Below are 23,154 nucleotides of genomic sequence, written 5' to 3' on the forward strand. Positions count from 1 at the left end.
TGTTTAGTCAGATCATTCTTCGTCGTCTTCCGAAGGCTGAAATTCAGAAACAGGCTTATCAAAAGTCTTATGACACTGTTTGCAGGTATATTCCCAGTGGTTGCTTCCCGGAGGCGCCGCAGCCAGCATAGAAAGCACAGCCGCACCTATCGCACGCAGTTTCTTTCCTTTTCTCAACACCAGTTTAATGTCAGATGATCCACAGTACGGGCAGAGAGTCAGTTCTTCAGGCCAACTCTGATTCTGTTTCAGCACCCGGACAGCTTTGTCATAATCTTCATCTACCACCAAGATATCCACTCCTGCGATGCTGCTCACATAACTTCTATACAGAAACGAGAAGTTCTCATTGTGCAGAACAGATTCAATACCTTCATTCTCTAACGCTCCCTGCAGGATGTGTGCCTCCATTGCGTCATTACAGGTTATCAGTTTTACGGTTTTCATACTCAACCTAATTTGATTGTTCCCGCAAAAATAAAATATAAAAATGAAATGTGAAACTATTTTCCATTAACTTTGCAGTTACTAAACTACAATAACATGAAAAGACTCCTGTCAGTTCTGCTACTTTGCCATATAACAATCTCCTTCCTATGGGCACAGCCTGTCCATCAAGTGAAAGGTACAGTCATTGACAAATCCAGCCGCCAGCCTCTGGAATTTATCAATGTAATGATTGTCGGACTAAACAAAGGAGGAGTGACGAATGCGGAAGGAAAGTTTTCGATAGAACAGGTTCCTCCCGGCATCTACCGCCTGCAAGCATCAGCTATCGGATACAAAACCGTCACTACCCCCGAATATATTCTATCGACCAGAGATCTGCACATACAGATAGAAATGGAAGAGAACCAGACGGAGCTTGAAGGAGTAACCATTACCGCCTCCCCCTTTCGCCGCGACATTGAAAGTCCGGTCAGCCTGCGTATCATCGGATTGCAGGAGATAGAAAAGAGTCCGGGAGCCAATCGGGACATTTCACGCATCGTACAGTCTTATCCGGGAGTCGCCTTTTCGCCGATAGGATACCGCAACGACCTGATTGTACGCGGCGGATCACCTTCCGAAAACCGCTTTTACCTGGACGGAGTAGAGATTCCCAATATCAACCATTTCAGTACACAAGGAGCATCGGGCGGTCCGGTAGGTATTCTCAATGCCGATCTGATACGTGAAGTGAACTTCTATACCGGAGCTTTTCCGACGGATAAAGGAAATGCGCTCAGCTCTGTGCTCGACTTCAAATTGCGTGACGGAGACATGGAACGCAATTCCGTGAAAGCCACTCTCGGAGCTTCCGAAGTATCTTTGGCTTCCAACGGACATCTGGGTAAAAAGACTTCCTATCTGGTTTCCGTCCGTCAGTCCTATCTGCAATTTCTGTTTGACATGCTCGGTCTGCCCTTCCTGCCCACCTTTACGGATGCACAGTTTAAGCTGAAAACAAGGTTCGACGCACAAAACGAATTGACCGTACTGGGACTGGGCGGCATTGACAAAATGAAGTTAAACACCAAAGCCGACGATGAAGATAATGAATATATACTCAGTTACCTGCCTAAGATTCAGCAAGAGACATTCACACTTGGCGCTGTATACCGGCATTATGCAGGGGCACACGTACAGTCGGTCATCGCCAGCCACAGTTATCTGAACAACCGGAACACCAAATACCGGCAGAACGACGAAAGTAATCCGGACAACCTCACGCTCCGTCTCCGTTCTACGGAGCAGAACACTCAGTTCCGTCTGGAAAACAGCTCTTCTTTCCGCAACTGGAAAGTGACTGTCGGAGCCAATCTGGACTATAGCCAATATAGCAACACCACTTTCCAAAAGGTGTACACCGACCATGCGCAGACATTTGACTATCACACCTATCTGGACATCATGCGCTGGGGACTTTTCGGAACGATCAACTATACTTCGATAGACGAACGCTTTACGGCTTCGCTCGGTCTGCGTACCGATGCCAATAATTACTCGGCAGCCATGAAGGATATGACCGATCAGCTCTCTCCCCGCCTGTCGCTTTCCTATCAACTGACGGAACACTGGTCGCTAAGCGGAAATGCGGGACTTTACTACCAGCTGCCTCCCTACACCGCTCTCGGCTTTAAAAACAATAACGGACTCTATGCCAACAAATATGCGCTCCGCTATATGCAAGTCAGTCAGGGAAGCATAGGCATCAACTGGCGAAAAGGCGATACCTTCGAAGTATCCCTCGAAGGGTTCTACAAAGACTACGACAAAATCCCCCTTTCCGTAGCCGACGGCATTCCGCTGACCTGCAAAGGAAACGATTACGGAGTGATAGGCAACGAACTGCTGACTTCCACCGCACAGGGACGTTCATACGGCGCAGAGCTTCTCCTCAAATGGCTGATTGCCAAGAAGCTGAATCTGGCCTCCTCCTTCACGCTCTTTAAAAGCGAATACCGTAACAATAAAGAAAGCGAATATATCGCCTCCGCATGGGACAACCGCTTCATCTTCAACTTACGGGGTACTTATAACCTCCCCCGACATTGGAGCGTCGGGATGAAAGTCAGTTGCATAGGCGGTGCTCCCTACACTCCTTATGATGCCGACAAGTCCTCTCTGGTAACAGCCTGGAACGCTCAGGGAAAACCGTATTACGACTATACCCGATATAACGAAGAACGGCTTCCGGCCTTTACTCAGGTAGATATACGCATAGATAAAACATTTTACCTGAAACGCTGTATGCTGGGCTTCTATATCGATTTGCAGAATATTGCAGGCAGCAAACTGAAACAGGCGGATGTGTTGATGAGCACAGGGGTAATTAAGAATCCGGACGCACCCATAGCCGGGCAGCGGTATGTCATGAAGTCCGTCAAACAGGAAAGCGGTACACTGCTGCCGACTTTAGGAATCACATTCGAATACTAACACTATTATAATAATAACGAACTAAAATTCACTATGATGAAAAAACAAATTGCATTAGTGACCCTGTTATTTCTGGGCATGAGCTGTTTCAACGCTTCGGCACAATTCGGAAAAAAATTCAATGTAGGAAAAGCTCTTCAAGCAGGCAAGGATGCCGTGCAGGCAATCACCTTATCGGATGCCGACATCGCTGCCATGAGCAAAGAATACATGGAATGGATGGACAAGCATAATCCACTGGCCAAACCGGACAGCGAATACGGAAAACGTCTGGAAAGACTGACCGGCAACATCAAAGAAGTGGATGGCATGAAAGTAAACTTTGGCGTGTATGAAGTAGTGGACGTAAACGCTTTCGCCTGCGGCGACGGCAGTGTGCGTATCTGTGCCGGACTGATGGACGTCATGAACGACGAGGAAGTAATGGCAGTCATCGGTCATGAAATCGGACACGTTATCCATACCGATTCTAAAGATGCCATGAAGAATGCCTATCTCCGCTCGGCAGTAAAGAATGCGGCAGGAGCAGCCAGCAGCCAAATCGCCAAACTGACCGACTCTGAACTGGGAGCAATGGCAGAAGCACTTGCCGGTGCGCAATACTCACAAAAACAAGAGTACGAAGCCGATGCCTATGGGGTAGAGTTCTGCGTAAAAAACAACATCGACCCTTATGGCATGTACAAATCACTGAATAAACTTCTCGAATTGTCCAACGGAGCTCCCGCATCTTCCTACATGCAGAGAATGTTTTCTTCACACCCCGACACAGCCAAACGTGTAGCCCGTGCTAAAGAACTGGCTGATAAATACAAACAATAAGAAAGACTCAAAATCAGAAATAACTAAAGAACATATTCCGGGAGCATTTACTTTGCAATCCCGGAATATGTTCTTTGCTTATTAAACACCCTTCATTTCAAAGCATACATTACTATTCCGCACCAATTGTTTATTAAAAAATCATTAATATACAGTACATATTTGCATGACGTCGTGATTTCATGTAATTTCGAAGCAATAATCATTTTAATCCATTTATGGAATTTCTTATTATACTTTTCTTACTTGTACTGAATGGCATCTTTGCCATGTACGAAATTGCGCTGGTATCTTCCAGCAAAGCACGTCTTGAAACTCTCGCCGGAAAAGGCAATAAATCTGCACGTGGAGTACTGAAACAATTGGAAGAACCGGAAAAGTTCTTGTCCACTATCCAAATCGGTATCACCCTTATCGGTATCGTATCCGGTGCCTATGGTGGGGTTGCCATCGCAGACGATCTTGTTCCGTTCTTCTCTCTCATACCGGGAGCAGAAGCCTATGCCCGCAATCTGGCAATGATTACCACAGTAGTAATCATCACCTACCTCTCTCTTATCATCGGCGAGCTGGTACCCAAATCCATTGCCCTCAGCAATCCGGAACGGTACGCAACTCTGTTCAGTCCGATTATGATTTTATTGACGAAAGTTTCCTACCCGTTCGTCTGGCTGCTTAGTATCTCCACTCGTCTGCTGAACAGAATCATCGGCGTGAAGAATGAAGAACGCCCGATGACACAGGAAGAAATCAAGATGATTCTCCACCAAAGTTCGGAACAGGGAGTGATCGACAAAGAAGAAACGGAAATGCTGCGTGACGTATTCCGCTTCTCGGACAAACGCGCCAACGAACTGATGACGCATCGCAGAGATCTTGTCATCTTCCATCCCGACGATACGAAAGACAAGGTGATGAAGACCATCGAAGAGGAACACTACAGCAAATATCTGTTGGTAGACGAGCGAAAAGATGAGATTATCGGTGTGGTATCCGTAAAAGATATTATTCTGATGGTAGGCAACAAAAAGGAGTTCAACCTGCGTGAAATAGCCCGTCCGCCACTGTTTATTCCGGAAAGTTTATATGCAAATAAAATATTAGAGCTATTCAAGAAGAACAAAAACAAGTTCGGAGTTGTTGTTAACGAGTATGGTAGTACAGAGGGTATCATCACCCTGCACGACTTGACCGAAAGTATCTTCGGAGACATCCTTGAAGAGGATGAAATGGAAGAAGAAGATATCGTCAGAAGGCAGGATGGTTCGATGCTCGTAGAAGCCTCGATGAACATCAAGGACTTTATGGAAGAGATGGGAATCTTATCTTATGAAGATCTGGAAGACGAAGACTTCACTACCCTCGGAGGATTGGCAATGTTCCTGTTGGGCGGTATCCCGAAAGCCGGAGATATCTTCACCTACAAGAACCTGCAGTTCGAAGTGGTGGACATGGACCGTGGACGAGTAGACAAACTGCTGGTCATCAAACGGGACGAAGAAGCATAAAGAAAATAATAACCCGAGCAATATTAGCTCACTATATTTATATTAACTTAAAGCACTTAACGATGAAAAAAGTAATTATGTTAGCAGCAGTCGTAGCTGCTTTGGCATCTTGCCAATCAAAAGCCAACAAAGCCGCAGAGGCAGAAGCAGACAGTCTTTCCATAGAAATGGCTCCGATCACAGAAGTGACCGAAGTTTATGAAGGAACACTTCCTGCAGCCGACGGCCCGGGTATCGACTACGTATTAACACTGAATGCTGCAACTGATGGTGTAGATACCACGTATACTCTGGATATGACTTACCTCGATGCAGAAGGTCAGGGTAAGAACAAAACCTTCTCTTCGAAAGGAAAACAACAGACTGTCCAAAAAGTAGTGAACAAAAAACCTACCAAGGCTGTTAAGCTGACTCCGAATGACGGCGAAGCTCCAATGTACTTCGTAATCGTCAATGACACTACCCTGCGTCTGGTAAACGATAGTTTGCAGGAAGCTGTCAGCGATCTGAATTATGATATCATCAAGGTAAAGAAATAAATAACCTAAACCCTAACCAGTAAATAAAATGCTCTGCGAATGACCGGTCTTCGCAGAGCATCTTTATTTCTATCCCAGCACTCCTTTCCCTTCCTGCAGGCGTTTCAGACGAAGCAACGCTTCGATATAATAATAATCCGCATAAATAATAGAAGCATCTATTTCCGAATGCGCCGGCCAGTGTCCCGTGCTATGAAGCAGGAAAGCGGGATTGCTCTTACCACTCTGATAACGGTCAGAGCTTAAGCTTGCCAGCATTTCTATGGCGGCATCTTTATATCTTTTTCCTTTACCGTTCGGAAGATAGGTGGATAGTTCGAGCAATGCGGAAGCAACTACCGAAGCTGCCGAAGCGTCGCGGGGAGCATCCGGAATCCCCGGTGCGCTGAAGTCCCAATAGGGTATCTTATCCTCCGGCAGGCGTTCCAGATAGACATCCGTCACTTTCTGTGCAAAGTCCAGATATTTAGGATCTTTGGTTTCACGGTAGACTACCGTATAACCATAAACAGCCCATGCCTGTCCGCGTGCCCACATGGTGCTGTCTGCATATCCCTGATGGGTGACTCCCTTGATCAGATTTCCTGTAATGGTATCGTATACCGCTACGTGATAGGAGGTATAATCCGGTCGGAACTGGCATTTCATAGTCTTATCGGCGTGGGATACCGCAATATCATACAGGTAAGGATTGCCCCCGTTCTTGGATGCCCAGAAAAGCATTTCAAGGTTGATCATGTTGTCCATGATAGTATTGTGGGGCCAGTTGCGCGGTTCCACTTCGCGAGGCCATGACAGCATGGTGCCGACTACCGGATTAAATAAAGTAGCCAATGAGTCAGCCGTATCCAGAATTACCTGTTTATAAGCGGGATTCTTGGTCAGACGATATCCGTTGCCATAGCTGCAGAAAACGAGAAATCCCAAATCATGGTCATAAGCCGGAATACGGGAAAGGAATTCCAGTGAAGCTGTGAATTTCTCGGCTTCTTCCAGAATGTGCTTATCTTGTGTGTACTCGTAGTCATACCACAAGACACCGGGCCAGAAACCGGCACACCATTCTTCCTTCGTTGCTTTCCGACAGTTCCAATGATGCTCATCCGCCATGATGTTACGCGGCATCATCGTATAGTCTATCCCTGAATCTCCTTTCAGTTCGACCAATGTACGTTGGGTCTGTTCTGCGCAATAGCCTAAAGCCTTATTCACATCCAAAGTACCGGAAGTCCGATGGGCACAAGCATAAAAGCCTAGCACTACAACCAACCCTGCTACAATCTTCTTCATTTTTCGTTCTATATCTTCGTGTTAGTTCTTATTTTCTATTCTCATTTATTCGTTCGTCATCCGGAACCAGTCGACATCTGCCCAGCCTCTGTTTCCGTCATTAGGAGTGACACAGAACAATCCGACCTTGGCTCCAATCCATTTTCCCTGCCGGGCTGTGAAAGCATCGCCTACTGTGGTATATTTCTTTCCGTTCAGGCTATAAGCAAAGGTACAAACGGCCCCTTTGGTTACTTTCACCCTCAGATAAACGGTCTTCCATTCATTATCGGCAACACCCGGCATCTTCAGATATTCTACCGGAAAGCTCGCCAGTTCTTTTACTTGTTCGGGATTCTGTTGTTCCGCATCTTTGCATACGGCTTGCTGCAGGATAAATTTATCGCCGGCCTTACGGACAGACAAATAACTATAATCCCATCCCATCACGATAATACCTGCCTGTTCCCCATCCTGCTTAGCTGTAAACGTCAGCTTGGCAGTAGCTGTAAACTCCTCCGCCGGAAACTTCTGCATCAACAGATTGGGGACTTCCCAGAAGTTTACGAATTCTTTGGAAAGGCTGCCTGCGTATAGCCGGATATATCCCAAGCCGGTGGTAAAGCCATAAGTATCTTTCTTATTGGCATGCCATTGCCATTGCAACCCCAGATGGCGGGTATTGAATTCATCGCTCTCCGGAGGGGTCGCTACCGGATATGTTCTTCCTACATTCGGTTTCTTACAATATTCTTGCGAATCTCCCCAACTATTGTCGGATTCATATGGGTATTCGCCCTTTTTCGATACGAAGATAATTTTTTTGTATCATTATTATTGTTAATACAGCCAACTAAAAATGTTAAAAATAAAATTTTCATACCACACTTCCGCAAGCTTACACCAAACAGGAATATTTATTTTCGCCAAACAAAGCTCCAATTCCAAACAAAGAATTATATTTGCAGAAATCTAACAATTCTGATACTTATGAAAATACTATCTATCCATGATTTACAAATAATCAGGAAGAGAGCGGAGCACAATCTTTCATTGCGCGAAGAAAGTAATGAAAAAGTTTCCGAGAAATGTTGCGGCCTGGCGTCCGGAACAGAACATCTCCAGATTCTTATATGCGGAGGTACCGGTTGTAAAGCTTCTTCCAGTCAAGGCATCACGGAAAATCTTCAAAAAGCCATTGAAAGAAACGGGATTACTGACAAAGTAGATGTCATCACAGTGGGTTGCTTCGGCTTCTGCGAAAAAGGTCCCATCGTAAAAATCATTCCGGACAATACATTTTACATCCAAGTCACTCCCGAAGATGCGGAGGAAATCATCAGTGAACACATCATCGGAGGACAAAGAATCGAACGGCTGCTTTACACAGACCCGAAAACCGACCAGACCGTCAGTGACTCCAAACACATGGACTTCTATCGGAAGCAACTTCGTATCGCATTGCGCAACTGCGGATTTATCGACTCCGAAAATATAGAAGAATACATCGCCCGGGAAGGATACTTCGCATTAGCCGACTGCCTGCTCTGCAAACAGCCTGCCGACGTCATCGACGTTATCAAACGTTCCGGACTACGGGGACGCGGTGGTGGCGGATTCCCTACAGGATTGAAATGGGAATTTGCCGGAAAACAAGTATCAAATGTAAAATACGTTGTCTGTAACGCCGACGAAGGTGACCCCGGCGCATTCATGGACCGCTCCATCATGGAAGGTGACCCTCACTCTATTGTAGAGGCAATGTGCATTTGTGGTTATTCCATCGGCTCCTCCAAAGGATTGGTCTATATCCGCGCCGAATATCCGCTTGCCATCAACCGTCTTAAAAAAGCGATTGAGCAAGCTCGTGAGTACGGATTATTGGGAGATCACATTTTAGGAACAGATTTCTGTTTCGATATAGAGATACGTTATGGAGCAGGGGCTTTCGTCTGCGGTGAAGAAACCGCCCTCATACACTCGATGGAAGGAAAACGGGGTGAACCGACCTTAAAACCTCCTTTCCCCGCAGAATCCGGTTATCTGGGCAAACCAACCAACGTGAACAATGTAGAGACTCTTGCCAATATTCCTATTATACTGACGAAAGGAGCCGAATGGTTCGCCTCTATCGGAACGGAACGTTCTAAAGGAACGAAAGTATTCGCTCTTGCAGGGAAGATCAACAATGTCGGACTCATCGAAGTGCCAATGGGAACCACTTTGCGGGAAGTTATTTACGAAATAGGCGGAGGCATCAAAGGTGGAAAAAAATTCAAAGCCGTACAAACAGGTGGTCCGTCGGGTGGGTGCCTGACGGAGAAACATCTGGATACTCCTATCGATTTCGACAACCTACTGGCAGCCGGCTCCATGATGGGATCGGGAGGGATGATCGTCATGGACGAAGATGACTGCATGGTATCCGTTGCCCGTTTCTATCTCGACTTTACGGTCGAAGAATCCTGTGGCAAATGTACGCCCTGCCGTATCGGTAATAAACGTCTGCTGGAACTGCTGAATAAGATAACGGAAGGGCGAGGTACAGAAAAAGACCTGGACACGCTTTCCACTCTCGGAAAGGTGATAAAGGATACGGCACTCTGCGGATTGGGACAGACTTCCCCGAATCCGGTTTTATCCACACTGGACAACTTTTACGACGAATATCTGGAACATGTCAGAGACAAGACCTGCCGCGCCAAACAATGCAAGTCGTTGCTGACCTACACCATTAATCCGGAACTTTGTATCGGATGTCATCTGTGTGCCAAGAACTGTCCGGCAGATGCCATCAGTGGTTTAGTACGCAAGCCTCACGTTATCAATCCAGAGAAATGTATCAAGTGCGGCATGTGCATGGCACGCTGTAAATTCAAAGCTATTCTTGTCTGCTAAAATCTATTGCTATGGAAGAAAAACAAATCACCCTCCAGATAGACGGTCACTTTATTACCGTACCCGAAGGAAGCACGATCCTCGAAGCCGCTTGTAAAATCGGCATCAACATACCCACACTGTGTCACATCGACTTGAAAGGCACTTGTATCAAAAACAATCCCGCTTCCTGCCGCATCTGCGTAGTCGAAGTAATAGGGCGTCGCAATCTGGCTCCCGCCTGCGCTACCCGTTGCACGGAAGGGATGGTAGTAAAAACCAGTACGCTGCGTGTGATGAACGCCCGGAAAGTAGTAGCCGAACTTATCCTGTCCGATCATCCCAACGACTGTCTCACCTGTCCCAAATGCGGAAACTGTGAACTCCAGACACTGGCACTGCGCTTCAACATCCGTGAGATGCCATTCAACGGTGGCGAACTTTCTCCCCGCAAACGGGAAGTGACCTCCTCCATTGTACGCAATATGGACAAATGCATCTTCTGCCGCCGATGCGAAAGCGTCTGCAATGATGTACAGACAGTCGGAGCACTGGGAGCTATCCGTCGTGGATTCAACACAACGATAGCACCGGCATTCGACAGAATGATGAAAGACAGTGAATGTACCTACTGCGGACAGTGTGTAGCCGTATGCCCTGTAGGCGCATTGACCGAACGCGACTACACCAACCGCCTATTGGATGACCTGGCCAATCCCGATAAAGTCGTAATTGTTCAGACAGCTCCCGCCGTACGTGCCGCCTTGGGAGAGGAATTCGGGTTACCTCCCGGCACGTTGGTAACCGGAAAAATGGTTTACGCCTTGCGCGAACTGGGCTTCGACTACGTATTTGATACAGACTTTGCCGCTGACCTGACCATCATGGAAGAAGGTTCTGAGATTCTGAACCGACTGACACGCTACTTGGATGGCGACAAATCCGTTCGGCTTCCAATCTTGACTTCCTGCTGTCCGGCATGGGTGAATTTCTTCGAACATCATTTCCCGGATATGCTGGATATCCCTTCTACCGCACGTTCTCCCCAACAGATGTTCGGCTCCATCGCCAAGTCTTACTGGGCAGAGAAAATGGGAATCCCCCGCGAGAAACTGGTAGTCGTCTCCATCATGCCCTGTCTGGCTAAGAAATATGAATGTGACCGTGACGAATTTAAAGTGAACGGCATCCCCGACGTTGATTATTCCATCTCCACCCGCGAACTGGCACGACTGATAAAGCGTGCCAACATCGGTTTTACCCTCGTACTGGACAGCCCGTTCGACAATCCTATGGGAGAATCTACCGGTGCCGGTGTCATCTTCGGTACGACAGGTGGTGTAATGGAAGCCGCCCTGCGCTCCGTTTACGAAATCTATACCGGAGAACCGCTGAAAAATGTAAATTTTGAACAGGTACGCGGACTGAGCGGTGTGCGGCGTGCTACCATCCATCTAAACGGATTTGAACTGAAAGTAGGCATCGCCCACGGACTAGGCAACGCACGGCATTTGCTGGAAGATATACGAAACGGACAGAATGAATATCATGTAATCGAAATCATGGCATGCCCCGGCGGCTGTATCGGAGGTGGCGGACAACCGTTGCATCACGGCAATTCAGACGTTCTTTATGCACGTGCCAACGCCCTTTACCGTGAAGATGCCAACAAACCTTTACGCAAATCTCACGAAAATCCGTATATTCAAAAACTGTATGAAGAATATCTCGGCAAACCACTGGGCGAGAAATCGGAAATGCTGTTACATACGCATTATTTCAATAAATCGATCGATTAACTTTAAACAAGTAGTATTATGTCAGATATAAAGCTAGCCTGTGATGTGGTGGAACAAGTCAAAACGATTTGCGACAAGCATGGAAACAATCCGGGCGAATTAATAAATATTTTGCATGAAGCGCAACATCTGCACGGCTATTTGCCTGAAGAGATGCAGCGTATCATAGCCTCGAAACTCAGAATTCCCGTATCCAAAGTCTACGGGGTAGTGACATTCTATACCTTCTTCACTATGACTCCGAAAGGAAAGCATCCTATTTCCGTCTGTATGGGCACGGCATGCTACGTACGGGGGTCAGAGAAATTATTGGAAGAATTCAAACGGGTACTTGGCATCGAAGTCGGAGAAACCACTCCCGACGGAAAATATTCATTAGACTGCCTGCGCTGCGTAGGCGCCTGCGGATTAGCTCCGGTAGTGATGATCGGTGAAAAGGTGTACGGACGGTTACAACCGGTAGACGTAAAGAAAATCATTGAGAAACTGGAATAAAACAAAAAGAAGGTCATCTCAAGATAAAGCTCTCACTTTGAAAATTTTATCTTGAGATGACCCTTTGCTTTTTATCTATATCATCTATCTAAAACCGGACTTTTTTAGCTCAGCTTTTTTCCGTCATATCCCCACTTCACGTAAACGGCTCCCCAGGCAAATCCTGCTCCGAACGCAGTGAAAATCAGCTTATCGCCTTTTTTCAGTTTATTTTCAAAATCCCAGATACAAAGCGGAAGCGTGCCGGCACTCGTATTGCCATAACGCTCAATGTTGACCATAACCTTTTCCGATGGCACTTCCAGACGCTGTGTTACAGCAGTGATTATACGTTGGTTGGCCTGATGAGGAATCACCCAGTCAATATCTTCCTTCGTCAAATGATTTCTTGCAATAATGGCCTCGCATGCATCCGACATATTGGCTACAGCATACTTAAATACAGTACGGCCTTCCTGATAAATATACTGCATATGATTATCCAAAGTATAATACGAATGCGGACATACAGACCCTCCGGCTTTTATATGCAGGAAAGGTAGCCCTTTACCATCCGTCCGCAAAACGGAATCAATGATTCCTACATCTTCTGTCGTTGGTTCCAGCATGAAAGCAGCCGCACCGTCACCGAAGATAGGACAAGTTGCGCGGTCTGTATAATCAATGATAGAAGACATCTTATCAGCCCCCACTATGATTACCTTTTTATACTTCCCCGAACGGACAAAATTCGCTCCTGTCTCCATTGCATACAAGAAACCACTGCAAACAGCCTGCATATCAAAGGCAAAAGCATGTTTTAATCCCAGTCTTTCGCAGAGGATAGATGCTGTAGAAGGAAAACGATAATCAGAAGTAGTAGTGGCAACAATAATCAGGTCAATATCATCCGGATTGGTATTCGTGCGTTGTATCAACTGCTTTACAGCCTTACGAGCCATGTAAGAAGTCCCGAGTCCTTCCTCATTCAAAATGTGTCGTTCTTTGATACCAATACGCCCCATAATCCATTCGTCAGTGGTATCGACCATTTTAGAAATTTCATCATTAGTCAGCACATAATCGGGCACATATCCTCCGACTCCAGTAATTACCGCATTTATTTTATCCATCAAGTCTATTTTCAGAATTACAAAAATGTGATATCTCAAAAATATCGGGCGCAAATATACAGAAAAGAGAATGATATACAAGAAAGGATTACTAAAAATACCAGTCTCTTTTACTTATGAAAAGAACTTTTGGCTAAAGACCGAGAAGTTTTGACTAAAATTCAGATAAGTACATAATTGAAAAACAAACGAAAAGAACCCCGCATAGCATAAAATGGTTTCATATTCTGCGGAGAGAGCGGGATTCGAACCCGCGATACACTTTTGGCGTATACACGCTTTCCAGGCGTGCCTCTTCAACCACTCGAGCATCTCTCCTTTCAAAACTCAATAAAAACATTGGAAACACCCCGTTTCCGTTTCAAAATATCGGAGTCATCACCCTCCATAAAAACAAAAAAGCAGCCGAACAGCTGCTTTCCAGCGGAGAGACAGGGATTCGAACCCCGGGTACCTCGCAGTACAACGGTTTTCAAGACCGCCGCAATCGACCACTCTGCCACCTCTCCAGAACTTCCTTATCAGAAGTGCTTTTCGTTAAAAGCGGTGCAAAGGTACAAAGATATTTTAAACTTGCAAGAGTTTTCTCTCAAAAAATAATCGAATCTTTTCCTAAGGATAGCAATTAATAGGTATTTTATGTTGAAAAGCATAAAAGAGAGCATATTTATGCTGATTATATGAAAAATGATTGTAACTTTGTGCGCTCTAAAGAAAAGGATAACTACAACCTCTAATTTTATCATTTTATGGAATTAAACAAGATCTTTAAAGACGGTCTTTGGAGCAGCGAAATCAACGTTAGAGATTTCGTAAGTCACAATATCACTCCGTATTACGGAGATGCTTCTTTCCTCGAAGGACCTACTGAACGTACAAAAGCCGTATGGAACCGCTGCCTCGAAGCATTGGCAGAAGAAAGAGCCAACAACGGTGTCCGCTCGCTAGATAATGTTACCGTATCTACTATCACATCTCACAAAGCCGGATATATCGACAAGGAAAACGAACTGATCGTTGGTCTGCAGACAGACGAACTTTTGAGACGTGCCATCAAACCTTTCGGAGGTATCAACGTAGTAAGCAAGGCTTGCCACGAGAATGGCGTAGAAGTAGACGATCGTGTAAAAGATATCTTCACTCATTATCGTAAAACCCATAATGACGGAGTATTCGACGTATATACCGAAGAAATCCGCTCGTTCCGTTCACTGGGATTCCTCACGGGACTTCCCGACAACTACGCTCGCGGACGTATCATCGGTGACTACCGCCGTATGGCTCTTTATGGTATCGACCGACTGATTGAAGCTAAAAAAGAAGACCTCCGCAACCTGACTGGTCCGATGACTGATGCCCGTATCCGCCTGCGCGAGGAAGTAGCAGAGCAAATCAAGGCACTGAAAGACATGAAGGTAATGGGCGAATACTACGGACTCGACCTGAGCCGTCCTGCCTACACTGCGCAGGAAGCTGTGCAATGGGTATACATGGCTTACCTCGCTGCCGTAAAAGAACAAGACGGTGCTGCCATGTCACTGGGCAACGTTTCTTCTTTCCTCGATATCTATATGGAATATGAATTGAGCAAGGGAACCATTACAGAATCTTACGCACAAGAACTGATCGACCAGTTTGTCATCAAACTGCGTATGGTACGCCACCTGCGTATGCAATCATACAACGACATCTTTGCCGGCGACCCGACTTGGGTGACCGAATCTCTGGGCGGACGTCTCAACGACGGACGTACCAAAGTGACAAAGACTTCTTTCCGCTTCCTGCAAACACTGTACAACCTCGGTCCTTCACCAGAACCGAACCTGACTGTACTGTGGAGCCCGGAACTGCCGGAAGGATTCAAGGAATTCTGTGCCAAGGTTTCTATCGACACTTCATCTATCCAATATGAAAATGACGACTTGATGCGCGAAGTACGCCAGTCTGACGACTACGGAATCGCTTGCTGCGTATCTTATCAGGAAATCGGAAAACAGATCCAGTTCTTCGGCGCACGTTGCAACCTCGCAAAAGCCTTGTTGCTTGCCATCAACGGCGGACGTTGCGAGAATACAGGCACCGTGATGGTGAAAAACATTCCTGTGCTGACAAGCGACACGCTGAAGTTTGAAGAAGTAATGGACAACTATAAGAAAGTGCTGACAGAAATTGCCCGCGTATATAACGAAGCAATGAACATCATCCACTACATGCACGATAAGTATTACTACGAGAAAGCCCAGATGGCTCTTGTAGATACCAACCCGCGCATCAACCTGGCTTACGGTGTAGCCGGACTTTCCATTGCACTCGACTCATTATCGGCTATCAAGTATGCAAAAGTTACTGCCCGCCGCAACGACATCGGCCTGACAGAAGGTTTCGATATCGAAGGCGAATTCCCATGCTTCGGTAATGACAATGATAAGGTAGACCACTTGGGTGTTGACCTGGTATACTTCTTCAGCGAAGAATTGAAGAAACTGCCGGTTTACAAGAATGCGCGTCCTACCCTTTCATTGCTGACCATCACCTCGAACGTCATGTACGGAAAGAAGACCGGCGCTACTCCTGACGGACGTGCCAAAGGTGTCGCCTTTGCTCCGGGTGCCAACCCGATGCACGGACGTGACAAGAATGGTGCCATCGCCTCTTTGAGCTCTGTAGCGAAACTTCGTTACCGTGACTCACAAGACGGTATCAGCAACACCTTCTCTATCGTTCCGAAATCACTGGGAGCTACCGACGAAGACCGTATCGAAAACCTCATAACGATGATGGACGGCTACTTCACCAAAGGTGCACACCACCTGAACGTGAACGTGCTGAACCGTGACATGCTATACGATGCAATGGAGCATCCTGAAAAATATCCGCAGCTGACAATCCGTGTTTCCGGTTACGCCGTAAACTTCGTGAAACTGAGCCGCGAACACCAACTGGAAGTTATCAGCCGTAGCTTCCACGAACGTATGTAATCTTATATACTCTTATGATGATAAACGTACATTCATACGAAAGTATGGGAACATTCGACGGGCCGGGCTTACGGCTCGTCGTTTTTCTTCAAGGATGCAATTTCCGTTGCCTGTATTGTGCCAACCCGGATACGATAGCAGGAAAGGGAGGTACGCCTACCCCACCGGAAGAAATTGTCCGCATGGCAATGAGCCAGCGTCCCTTCTTTGGCAAACGCGGGGGGATCACTTTTTCGGGAGGAGAACCGACCTTTCAGGCAAAGGCACTGGTACCATTGGTTCGCGAACTGAAAGAAAAGGGAATCCATGTTTGTCTGGACAGTAATGGAGGAATCTGGAACGAAGAAGTGGAAGAACTGTTCAAGCTGACCGATCTCGTACTGCTGGACATAAAGGAGTTCAATCCCAACCGGCATCAAGCGCTGACCGGAAGAAACAACGAACAGACACTACGCACCGCTGCCTGGCTGGAAGAACATGGGAAACCTTTCTGGCTACGCTATGTACTAGTACCCGGATACAGTAGTTTTGAAGAAGATATCCGCGCATTGGGAAAAGCATTGGGAACGTATAAAATGATTCAGCGTGTAGAGCTTCTGCCCTATCACACCTTAGGAGTACACAAGTACGAAGCCATGGAGCAGGATTACAAACTGAAAGATGCAAAAGAAAATACCCCCGAGCAAGTAGAACAAGCTGCGGAGGTATTCAAGGAGTATTTCACTACTGTAGTAGTCAATTAGAACGGAAATTCGTCACTTACTTCAAAACAGGGACATTCCTTGATCCGTTCCCAAGGATCTACAATCCCGTTGTAGTTAGTATCCGGACTCAAATCGCGGTGCCCTACCACCTTTGCTTCCGGATAACGCTGCAACAATTCCTTTACCAGATGATGTAACGCCTCTTTCTGAAGGGGTGTACGTGTATCCGCAGCCTTACCGTTCTCATCCAGTCCGCCTTCGTAGCACACTCCCAGACTAATCGCATTATAGCCTCTCGCATGCGCTCCCGTTGTATCCTCATCCCGCATCGGTTCCACTTCTCCCGACTTGCATATATAATAATGATACCCCCAGCACGAGAATCCACGATACCGATGCGCAGTATCCACATCTTTCGCCGTAAAGTCACGGTCAACACGAGTAGCCGAACAATGAATCACAATCAAACTAATCTTTCTCATCGTCTTTCTCCCTTTCAGTAGTTTTCACTTCACATACCTCCTTACAGGAAGCATTATAACGTACCTCTCTCACCACCCTATTCCGTTTCCTCTTACCGAAGAAAGGTATAAGATACATGATCACATCCAAAATCTTGCTTACTAATTCTTTCATTTCACATCTTCATTTAATTGCTTACCACTAAAAAAATCACACTGTAGGGTCCGGAGCCTCATCGTCATCCGATCCGCTGCCACCGGAACCTTTGTCCGGATCATCCCCGCTGTCGCCTCCTGCACCGGACTGTGCCACAGCGCGGGTCAAAACCTGCTGATAACTCAAAATCTTCATCAGCTCCGCCAAAGTTTTCCCCGGACGGAAAATGATATGCGCCCCCTTGATCAATGAACCGGTAAATTCCTTCACCGATGTAGCCCCCTCACTATTCAACCCGATCTGCAAACTGCCCAAATCGCCCAAGCGAACAATGCGTCCGGCTTTCAACGCACGTTTTACCTCATAAAGAATACCTGAAATAGCAGCACGCACATCTGTCTCCGTACAAGTGGAACGACTCGTAATCGCCTCACATAACTCTTCAAAATCCAATTCACCCGATGCTTGCGCTTGCGCATAGTACTTTGCCGGTTCACTCTTCTTTGCCGGGTTCTTACGCGGCACTACTGAATAAGAAACTGTCATTGCCATAATAAAATAATTTTAAAGTTATAAACATTAAGAATGCATTCCTCTCTTGTTAACAGTACAAAGATACACAACTATCAACAGTCCACATTCTCCAACGAAGTTCACTGATTTTCAGCGAATAAAAGTGAAGTTATTTCTTTGTCAAGTCCTCTTTTTTCAGTAACTTTATAGCATAAAACAAGAAAAAAGAATCATGAACTACAACGAAAATTATTTTATTATCCGCACGTATACCAAAGCGGAATTGGCCCATCTCTACAACCCCAATGTTTGCCTCAAAGTCGCCTTACAAATTCTGCGCCGCTGGATTGTCTGTAACCTCCCGCTGCTGAATGAACTCGAACATGAAGGCTATCGTGCACGAAACCGCCTGCTCTCTCCGAAACAAGTGGCGACCATCGTACACTATTTAGGCGAACCATAGTAACTTATTGCCATTACAGACAAAGTTCCTTTACAACTTTTCAAAAACAAGTTCTTTTGCACCGACAAATAACAACTACAATCAATATGAAACATTTCACCATATTCCAAAACTTCTATTATGTAATAGCAGAAATGACTGAAGAAGAAATAGTATCGGCCATCGCCAGTTCCACCTACCGGAAAAGAGTCGAAGAGATACGTCACATCTTTGCAGAGCAAGGAGAAAAGGCTGCCAATGAAAAGAAAAAAGAGTTGCCGGCCATCGCCTTTTCTGCCTGTTACAGAGGCAGGCGTACCAAAGAGAATCTCGTCAAATATCTGGGACATATTGTGATAGATATCGACCATCTCAGTGAAGAAGAATTAGCGCGGATTCTCCCTATAATCAGAGGATGCAGGTACACCCGCATCGTTTTCATCAGTCCCAAAGGGATGGGAGTGAAAATTGTAGTGCGTGCATGCCATCCGGATGAAACCTTGCCCGAAACCCTTCAGGAAATAGCAAACTTCCACCATGCAGTTTACACCAAGCTTGCCTCTCTGTATGCCCAGCTCTGTCAGATAGAAATCGATACCTCCGGTCAGGATGTGGCGCGTACCTGTTTGTTCTCCTACGACCCGGACATTTATTTCAATCCGGATGCCGAGGCTTTCCTCATGGCACAACCTCCTATGTCCTACAAGCCTTCAAAGAATAAAAGTGCCTCCACCCCCAAACAACAGAATCATCCGAAGGACAACCCGATGAATGAGGAAACAGCGCTCAACTCCCATTCCGACAACGCTTCTCTGGTATTGACTTTAACCTACTATCACAACAAGTCCGAAAAATACACAGCAGGAAACCGGAACAATTACCTGCATCATCTCTCATGCATATTCAACCGTTACGGCATTCCGCAGGAAGAAGCGTCCGCTTTCATCAAAAGCCAGTTTACAGACTTTCCGGCGGACGAAACAGACTCTTTGATAAATAGTGCCTACTCTCACACCGATGAATTTAAGACCTATAAGTTGAATAGTACACAGAAACGGATATTACGGATAGAGCAGCATATCAGCGAAAACTACGAGACACGCTACAACGAAGTGCTGCATATTATGGAATATCGCAGAAGGCATCCCGCCTCAGAACAACCGGAACCTTTCCGCATTCTGGATGAAATGATGGAAAACAGTATCTGGATAGAAATTAATGAGCTGGGATATTCCTGCACTGTCAAAACAATCGAGAATCTGATCTACTCCGATTTCAGCCAGACGTACCACCCTATTCGCGAATATTTTGAATTATTGCCCGAATGGGACGGAACCGACTATATCCGTATCCTTGCAGATAGTGTCCAGACGAATCATCAGGAGTTCTGGGCAGAATGTCTGGAGCGTTATCTGGTAGCAATGTGCGCAGCCGCTACTCAGGAGAACATTGTCAATCACACGGTACTTTTGCTATGCAGCGAGATACAGAACATAGGGAAAACGACTTTTATCAACAACCTCCTGCCTCCCGAACTGCGTGCTTATCTTTCTACCGGACTAATCAATTCGAACAATAAAGATGATTTGGCAAAAATAACACAGGCTATGCTGATCAATCTCGACGAGTTTGAAGGCATGAGTGGTCGCGAACTGAATGCATTCAAAGATTTGGTAACACGCAAAGTCATCAGTTTCCGTCTGCCTTATGCACGCCGTTCGCAAAATTTTCCTCATACGGCTTCTTTTGCAGGAACATGTAATTATCAGGAAGTGCTTCACGACACGACAGGTAATCGTCGTTTCCTTTGTTTTCATCCCAATTCCATCCAATTTATTACCATCAATTATCCGCAGCTCTATGCTCAGATCAAATATCTGCTGAACAAACCGGGATATCAGTACTGGTTCACGCAGGCGGAAAATGAACGTCTTGAAGAGAATAACGAGGCTTTCGTCTTCCATTCACCGGAAGAAGAATTGGTACTTACGCATATCCGCAAGCCGGACCGTTTCGAGAAGATTCATTATCTGACTGTCAGTGAGATTGCGGAACTGATACGTGAGCGTACCGGTTACCAGTATTCCATCGGGTCAAAAATACAGTTGGGAAAGGTGATGACCAAACACCACTTTGAGTCAAAAAAAGGAAATAACGGACGCCGCTATGCTGTGTTTATTATAGATATCGAACAGGTAAAATCAAACAGACTGTATGAGTAGAAGCGGGAAAGACCTATGAATTATGAATATAGCAAAATGCAGAGTCATCTTGACGGATACTCTGCATTTATTGTTTTTACAAAATCTTTGAAAATTCTATTTTACAGCCTAACGCATTCATTATGCGATAGAAAGTAGATACTTTAGGTTCCGTCTGACCACTTTCTACTCTTGAAATATAAGAACGGTCAGAACCGATACGCCGGGCTAATTCAGCCTGAGTGATTTTAGCCTTTTTCCTCGCGTCTCCGATAATCTGCCCTGTGTAAAAGGCGTATGCCTTTTCTTCTGCCTCTGCACGAGAAGCAGTTCCTTCCTTACCAAAACGCTCATCTATTAATGCACTGACATTAAAGAATTCTTTGAAGTACCCTTTAGATGCTATTATTTCTCTTTCCATAACGCAAATATACGAAATGTTGTTCAACTATACAACACATTTTTTCGTTTTATATTATTTTTCATCATCTTCACCTACAAAAGTGAGAGGAGTGAGAGAGGAATTGAAACTTTTTCTATTTTATTTCTTTATTTCTACTTTCTATATTTCTCTAAAAAAAATACGAATGTTAGAAATCCTCTCTCACTCCTCTCACTTTTTGCCTTTTCTTCCTCCAAAAAGACGGCGGGAAATCAGAAAAACACAACTGTCTTTTTTCGATTTCTCACCGCATTTTCAAATCAGCCTGTCAATTGAAGCAGACTTCAGGAAATATTTGTTATCTTTGATGTGCAAAAGATCAAAAGAATCAGATATGGACAACTTGATGCGTAAACTTCCTATTGGAATACAAACCTTTGAAGATATACGAAGGAAGAATTATCTTTATGTAGATAAGACTGCATTGGTATGGCGGATGGCTAATTTAGGAAAACCTTACTTCCTGAGCAGACCGCGCCGATTTGGCAAAAGCCTGCTGTTATCTACCTTCGAATCCTATTTTCTAGGTAAAAAAGAACTATTCGAAGGTCTTGCTATCGAACAAATGGAAACAGAATGGACAGAATATCCGGTACTCCATCTTGACCTAAATGCAGAAAAGTATGATAAGCCGGAGAAACTAAATGATATTCTCAGCAATCATCTCACCCAATGGGAACTTCAATATGGAAAAGGTCTTGACGAAAAGACTCCTTCCGCACGTTTCGGAGGCGTCATTCGCAGAGCATGCGAACAGACCGGGCATCAAGTAGTCGTGCTGGTTGATGAATACGATAAGCCACTACTGCAAGCCATCACCAACCTCGAACTGCTTGAAGAATATCGTCAATCGCTGAAAGCTTTTTACGGAGTACTAAAAAGTACGGACCGTTATCTGAGATTTGTATTCCTGACCGGAGTTACAAAGTTCTCACAAGTCAGCGTATTCAGCGATCTGAATCAACTGAATGATATTAGCCTGGACTACTCTTATGCAACACTTTGCGGCATCACCCGTGAGGAACTGATTGCAACATTTAAACCCGAAATAGAAACTTTCGGGCGGAAAAATCATCAGAGTCCGGAAGAAGTAGTAACTGCGATGGAACGCAATTATGACGGTTACCATTTTCACCCGGATGGCGATGGGGTATTCAATCCATTTAGTGTATTGAATGCTTTCAGCAAACTGGAATTGGGAAATTACTGGTTTCAAACAGGTACACCTACTTTCTTGATCGAACTTTTGCAAAAAAGTGACTATGATCTGCGTACTTTGCTTAATGGCATCGAAGCTCCTGTTTCTTCTTTTGCAGAATATAGGGTAGACGCGAATAACCCTATTCCATTGATTTACCAAAGCGGATATTTAACAATTAAGGACTACGACAGAGAATTCCAAAATTATCTGCTTGCCTTTCCTAATGATGAAGTGCGCTATGGATTCATCAATTTTCTTGTGCCGTTCTATACACCAATGAAGAACAATGACCAAGGATTTTACATAGGCAAATTTGTTCAGGATTTACGGACAGGCGACTACGACTCTTTCCTTACCCGCCTTGAAGCTTTCTTTGGAGACATTCCATACGAATTAAATGACCAGACCGAACGGCATTATCAAGTGATCTTCTACTTGGTATTCAAATTAATGGGACAATTTACCGAAGCCGAAGTACGCAGTGCCCGTGGACGTGCCGACGCTGTAGTAAAAACACCGAAATATATCTATGTATTTGAGTTTAAGCTGAATGGAACAGTCGAAGAAGCACTAAAACAAATTGATGAAAAAGGATATTTGATTCCTTATCAGGCAGATCATAGAGAGATTATAAAGATCGGAGTGGAATTTAGTGCAGAAAGCCGGAACTTAAATCGTTGGTTAATAGAGACCATTGAGTAATGAAACCTAA

General features: G+C 45.4%; 19 protein-coding genes, 2 tRNA genes and 1 pseudogene. 12 read left to right on the forward strand and 10 right to left on the reverse strand.

Annotated elements, in window-relative coordinates; genetic code table 11:
- Positions 1 to 12: 12 nt before the first annotated feature.
- On the reverse strand, positions 13 to 447 hold the full coding sequence (locus tag HMPREF2794_RS18495; protein ID WP_022302110.1) for a putative signal transducing protein: 435 nt from the start codon (positions 445 to 447) through the stop codon (positions 13 to 15).
- A gap of 96 nt (positions 448 to 543) precedes the next feature.
- On the opposite strand from HMPREF2794_RS18495, the gene HMPREF2794_RS18500 reads away from it, so the two are divergent.
- The 4 genes from HMPREF2794_RS18500 to HMPREF2794_RS18515 all read left to right on the forward strand — a co-directional run bounded on the left by HMPREF2794_RS18500 (position 544) and on the right by HMPREF2794_RS18515 (position 5,791).
- A complete protein-coding gene (locus tag HMPREF2794_RS18500; protein ID WP_070752226.1) occupies positions 544 to 2,922 on the forward strand; it encodes a TonB-dependent receptor in 2,379 nt (792 codons plus the stop codon).
- Positions 2,923 to 2,958: 36 nt separating this feature from the next.
- Positions 2,959 to 3,744 (forward strand): M48 family metallopeptidase, encoded by a 786-nt coding sequence (locus HMPREF2794_RS18505; protein ID WP_055269975.1) that lies wholly within the window; start codon positions 2,959 to 2,961, stop codon positions 3,742 to 3,744.
- 218 nt (positions 3,745 to 3,962) lie between these two features.
- Complete coding sequence (locus HMPREF2794_RS18510; protein ID WP_010537451.1) at positions 3,963 to 5,252, forward strand: hemolysin family protein; 1,290 nt, start codon at positions 3,963 to 3,965, stop codon at positions 5,250 to 5,252.
- Positions 5,253 to 5,314: 62 nt separating this feature from the next.
- Complete coding sequence (locus HMPREF2794_RS18515) at positions 5,315 to 5,791, forward strand: copper resistance protein NlpE (protein WP_010537450.1); 477 nt, start codon at positions 5,315 to 5,317, stop codon at positions 5,789 to 5,791.
- 69 nt (positions 5,792 to 5,860) lie between these two features.
- On the opposite strand, the gene HMPREF2794_RS18520 is transcribed toward HMPREF2794_RS18515, so the two are convergent.
- Positions 5,861 to 7,081: a glycoside hydrolase family 88 protein gene (locus HMPREF2794_RS18520; protein ID WP_070752165.1), complete on the reverse strand. Its 1,221-nt coding sequence runs from the start codon at positions 7,079 to 7,081 to the stop codon at positions 5,861 to 5,863.
- Between the two features lie 45 nt (positions 7,082 to 7,126).
- A pseudogene (locus HMPREF2794_RS18525) lies at positions 7,127 to 7,804 on the reverse strand (glycoside hydrolase); the annotation flags it as partial.
- 246 nt (positions 7,805 to 8,050) lie between these two features.
- Between HMPREF2794_RS18525 and HMPREF2794_RS18530 the strand changes: the two are divergent.
- From HMPREF2794_RS18530 to nuoE, 3 genes are read left to right on the forward strand one after another with little or no spacing between them, the layout of a single operon-like run.
- Complete coding sequence (locus HMPREF2794_RS18530) at positions 8,051 to 9,958, forward strand: NADH-quinone oxidoreductase subunit NuoF (protein ID WP_070752167.1); 1,908 nt, start codon at positions 8,051 to 8,053, stop codon at positions 9,956 to 9,958.
- Positions 9,959 to 9,969: 11 nt separating this feature from the next.
- Positions 9,970 to 11,736, forward strand: coding sequence for an NADH-dependent [FeFe] hydrogenase, group A6 (locus tag HMPREF2794_RS18535; RefSeq protein ID WP_010537425.1), 1,767 nt, complete (start codon positions 9,970 to 9,972; stop codon positions 11,734 to 11,736).
- A gap of 18 nt (positions 11,737 to 11,754) precedes the next feature.
- Positions 11,755 to 12,231: an NADH-quinone oxidoreductase subunit NuoE gene (gene nuoE, locus HMPREF2794_RS18540; protein WP_010537424.1), complete on the forward strand. Its 477-nt coding sequence runs from the start codon at positions 11,755 to 11,757 to the stop codon at positions 12,229 to 12,231.
- A 104-nt stretch (positions 12,232 to 12,335) separates the two neighbouring features.
- On the opposite strand, the gene HMPREF2794_RS18545 is transcribed toward nuoE, so the two are convergent.
- From HMPREF2794_RS18545 to HMPREF2794_RS18555, 3 genes are all read right to left on the reverse strand, one after another.
- Positions 12,336 to 13,343, reverse strand: coding sequence for a beta-ketoacyl-ACP synthase III (locus HMPREF2794_RS18545; protein ID WP_010537423.1), 1,008 nt, complete (start codon positions 13,341 to 13,343; stop codon positions 12,336 to 12,338).
- Positions 13,344 to 13,573: 230 nt separating this feature from the next.
- A tRNA-Ser gene (locus tag HMPREF2794_RS18550) sits at positions 13,574 to 13,661 on the reverse strand.
- Between the two features lie 106 nt (positions 13,662 to 13,767).
- Positions 13,768 to 13,852: transfer RNA gene (locus HMPREF2794_RS18555), tRNA-Ser, on the reverse strand.
- Positions 13,853 to 14,092: 240 nt separating this feature from the next.
- Between HMPREF2794_RS18555 and pflB the strand changes: the two genes are divergently transcribed.
- Positions 14,093 to 16,321, forward strand: coding sequence for a formate C-acetyltransferase (pflB, locus tag HMPREF2794_RS18565; RefSeq protein ID WP_070752169.1), 2,229 nt, complete (start codon positions 14,093 to 14,095; stop codon positions 16,319 to 16,321).
- Positions 16,322 to 16,335: 14 nt separating this feature from the next.
- Entirely contained in the window at positions 16,336 to 17,064 is a 729-nt protein-coding gene (pflA, locus tag HMPREF2794_RS18570) for a pyruvate formate-lyase-activating protein (protein WP_083312128.1), read from the forward strand.
- Here the strand turns inward: pflA and HMPREF2794_RS18575 are convergent.
- Genes HMPREF2794_RS18575 through HMPREF2794_RS18580 form a run of 3 tightly spaced genes read right to left on the reverse strand, consistent with a single transcriptional unit; the run spans position 17,061 to position 18,195 of the window.
- Entirely contained in the window at positions 17,061 to 17,507 is a 447-nt protein-coding gene (locus tag HMPREF2794_RS18575) for an N-acetylmuramoyl-L-alanine amidase (RefSeq protein ID WP_070752171.1), read from the reverse strand. The two genes, pflA and HMPREF2794_RS18575, sit on opposite strands and share 4 nt — an antisense overlap.
- Positions 17,494 to 17,661 (reverse strand): hypothetical protein, encoded by a 168-nt coding sequence (locus HMPREF2794_RS29030; protein WP_167321002.1) that lies wholly within the window; start codon positions 17,659 to 17,661, stop codon positions 17,494 to 17,496. The genes HMPREF2794_RS18575 and HMPREF2794_RS29030 overlap by 14 nt, the downstream gene beginning before the upstream one ends.
- Positions 17,662 to 17,697: 36 nt before the next feature.
- Positions 17,698 to 18,195 carry an HU family DNA-binding protein gene (locus HMPREF2794_RS18580; protein ID WP_010537418.1) on the reverse strand — a complete coding sequence of 166 codons (498 nt, stop codon included), beginning with the start codon at positions 18,193 to 18,195 and terminating at the stop codon, positions 17,698 to 17,700.
- A gap of 193 nt (positions 18,196 to 18,388) precedes the next feature.
- On the opposite strand from HMPREF2794_RS18580, the gene HMPREF2794_RS18585 reads away from it, so the two are divergent.
- Positions 18,389 to 18,619 (forward strand): DUF4248 domain-containing protein, encoded by a 231-nt coding sequence (locus HMPREF2794_RS18585; RefSeq protein WP_010537417.1) that lies wholly within the window; start codon positions 18,389 to 18,391, stop codon positions 18,617 to 18,619.
- 86 nt (positions 18,620 to 18,705) lie between these two features.
- A complete protein-coding gene (locus HMPREF2794_RS18590; RefSeq protein ID WP_070752173.1) occupies positions 18,706 to 20,820 on the forward strand; it encodes a virulence-associated E family protein in 2,115 nt (704 codons plus the stop codon).
- A gap of 76 nt (positions 20,821 to 20,896) precedes the next feature.
- On the opposite strand, the gene HMPREF2794_RS18595 is transcribed toward HMPREF2794_RS18590, so the two are convergent.
- Positions 20,897 to 21,220, reverse strand: coding sequence for a helix-turn-helix domain-containing protein (locus HMPREF2794_RS18595; RefSeq protein ID WP_070752175.1), 324 nt, complete (start codon positions 21,218 to 21,220; stop codon positions 20,897 to 20,899).
- Positions 21,221 to 21,575: 355 nt separating this feature from the next.
- Between HMPREF2794_RS18595 and HMPREF2794_RS18600 the strand changes: the two genes are divergently transcribed.
- A complete protein-coding gene (locus HMPREF2794_RS18600) occupies positions 21,576 to 23,144 on the forward strand; it encodes an ATP-binding protein (protein WP_070752177.1) in 1,569 nt (522 codons plus the stop codon).
- The last annotated feature ends 10 nt before the right edge of the window (positions 23,145 to 23,154 follow it).

It is taken from the genome of Bacteroides sp. HMSC067B03 (genome assembly GCF_001811315.1).
GTDB lineage: Bacteria > Bacteroidota > Bacteroidia > Bacteroidales > Bacteroidaceae > Bacteroides > Bacteroides faecis.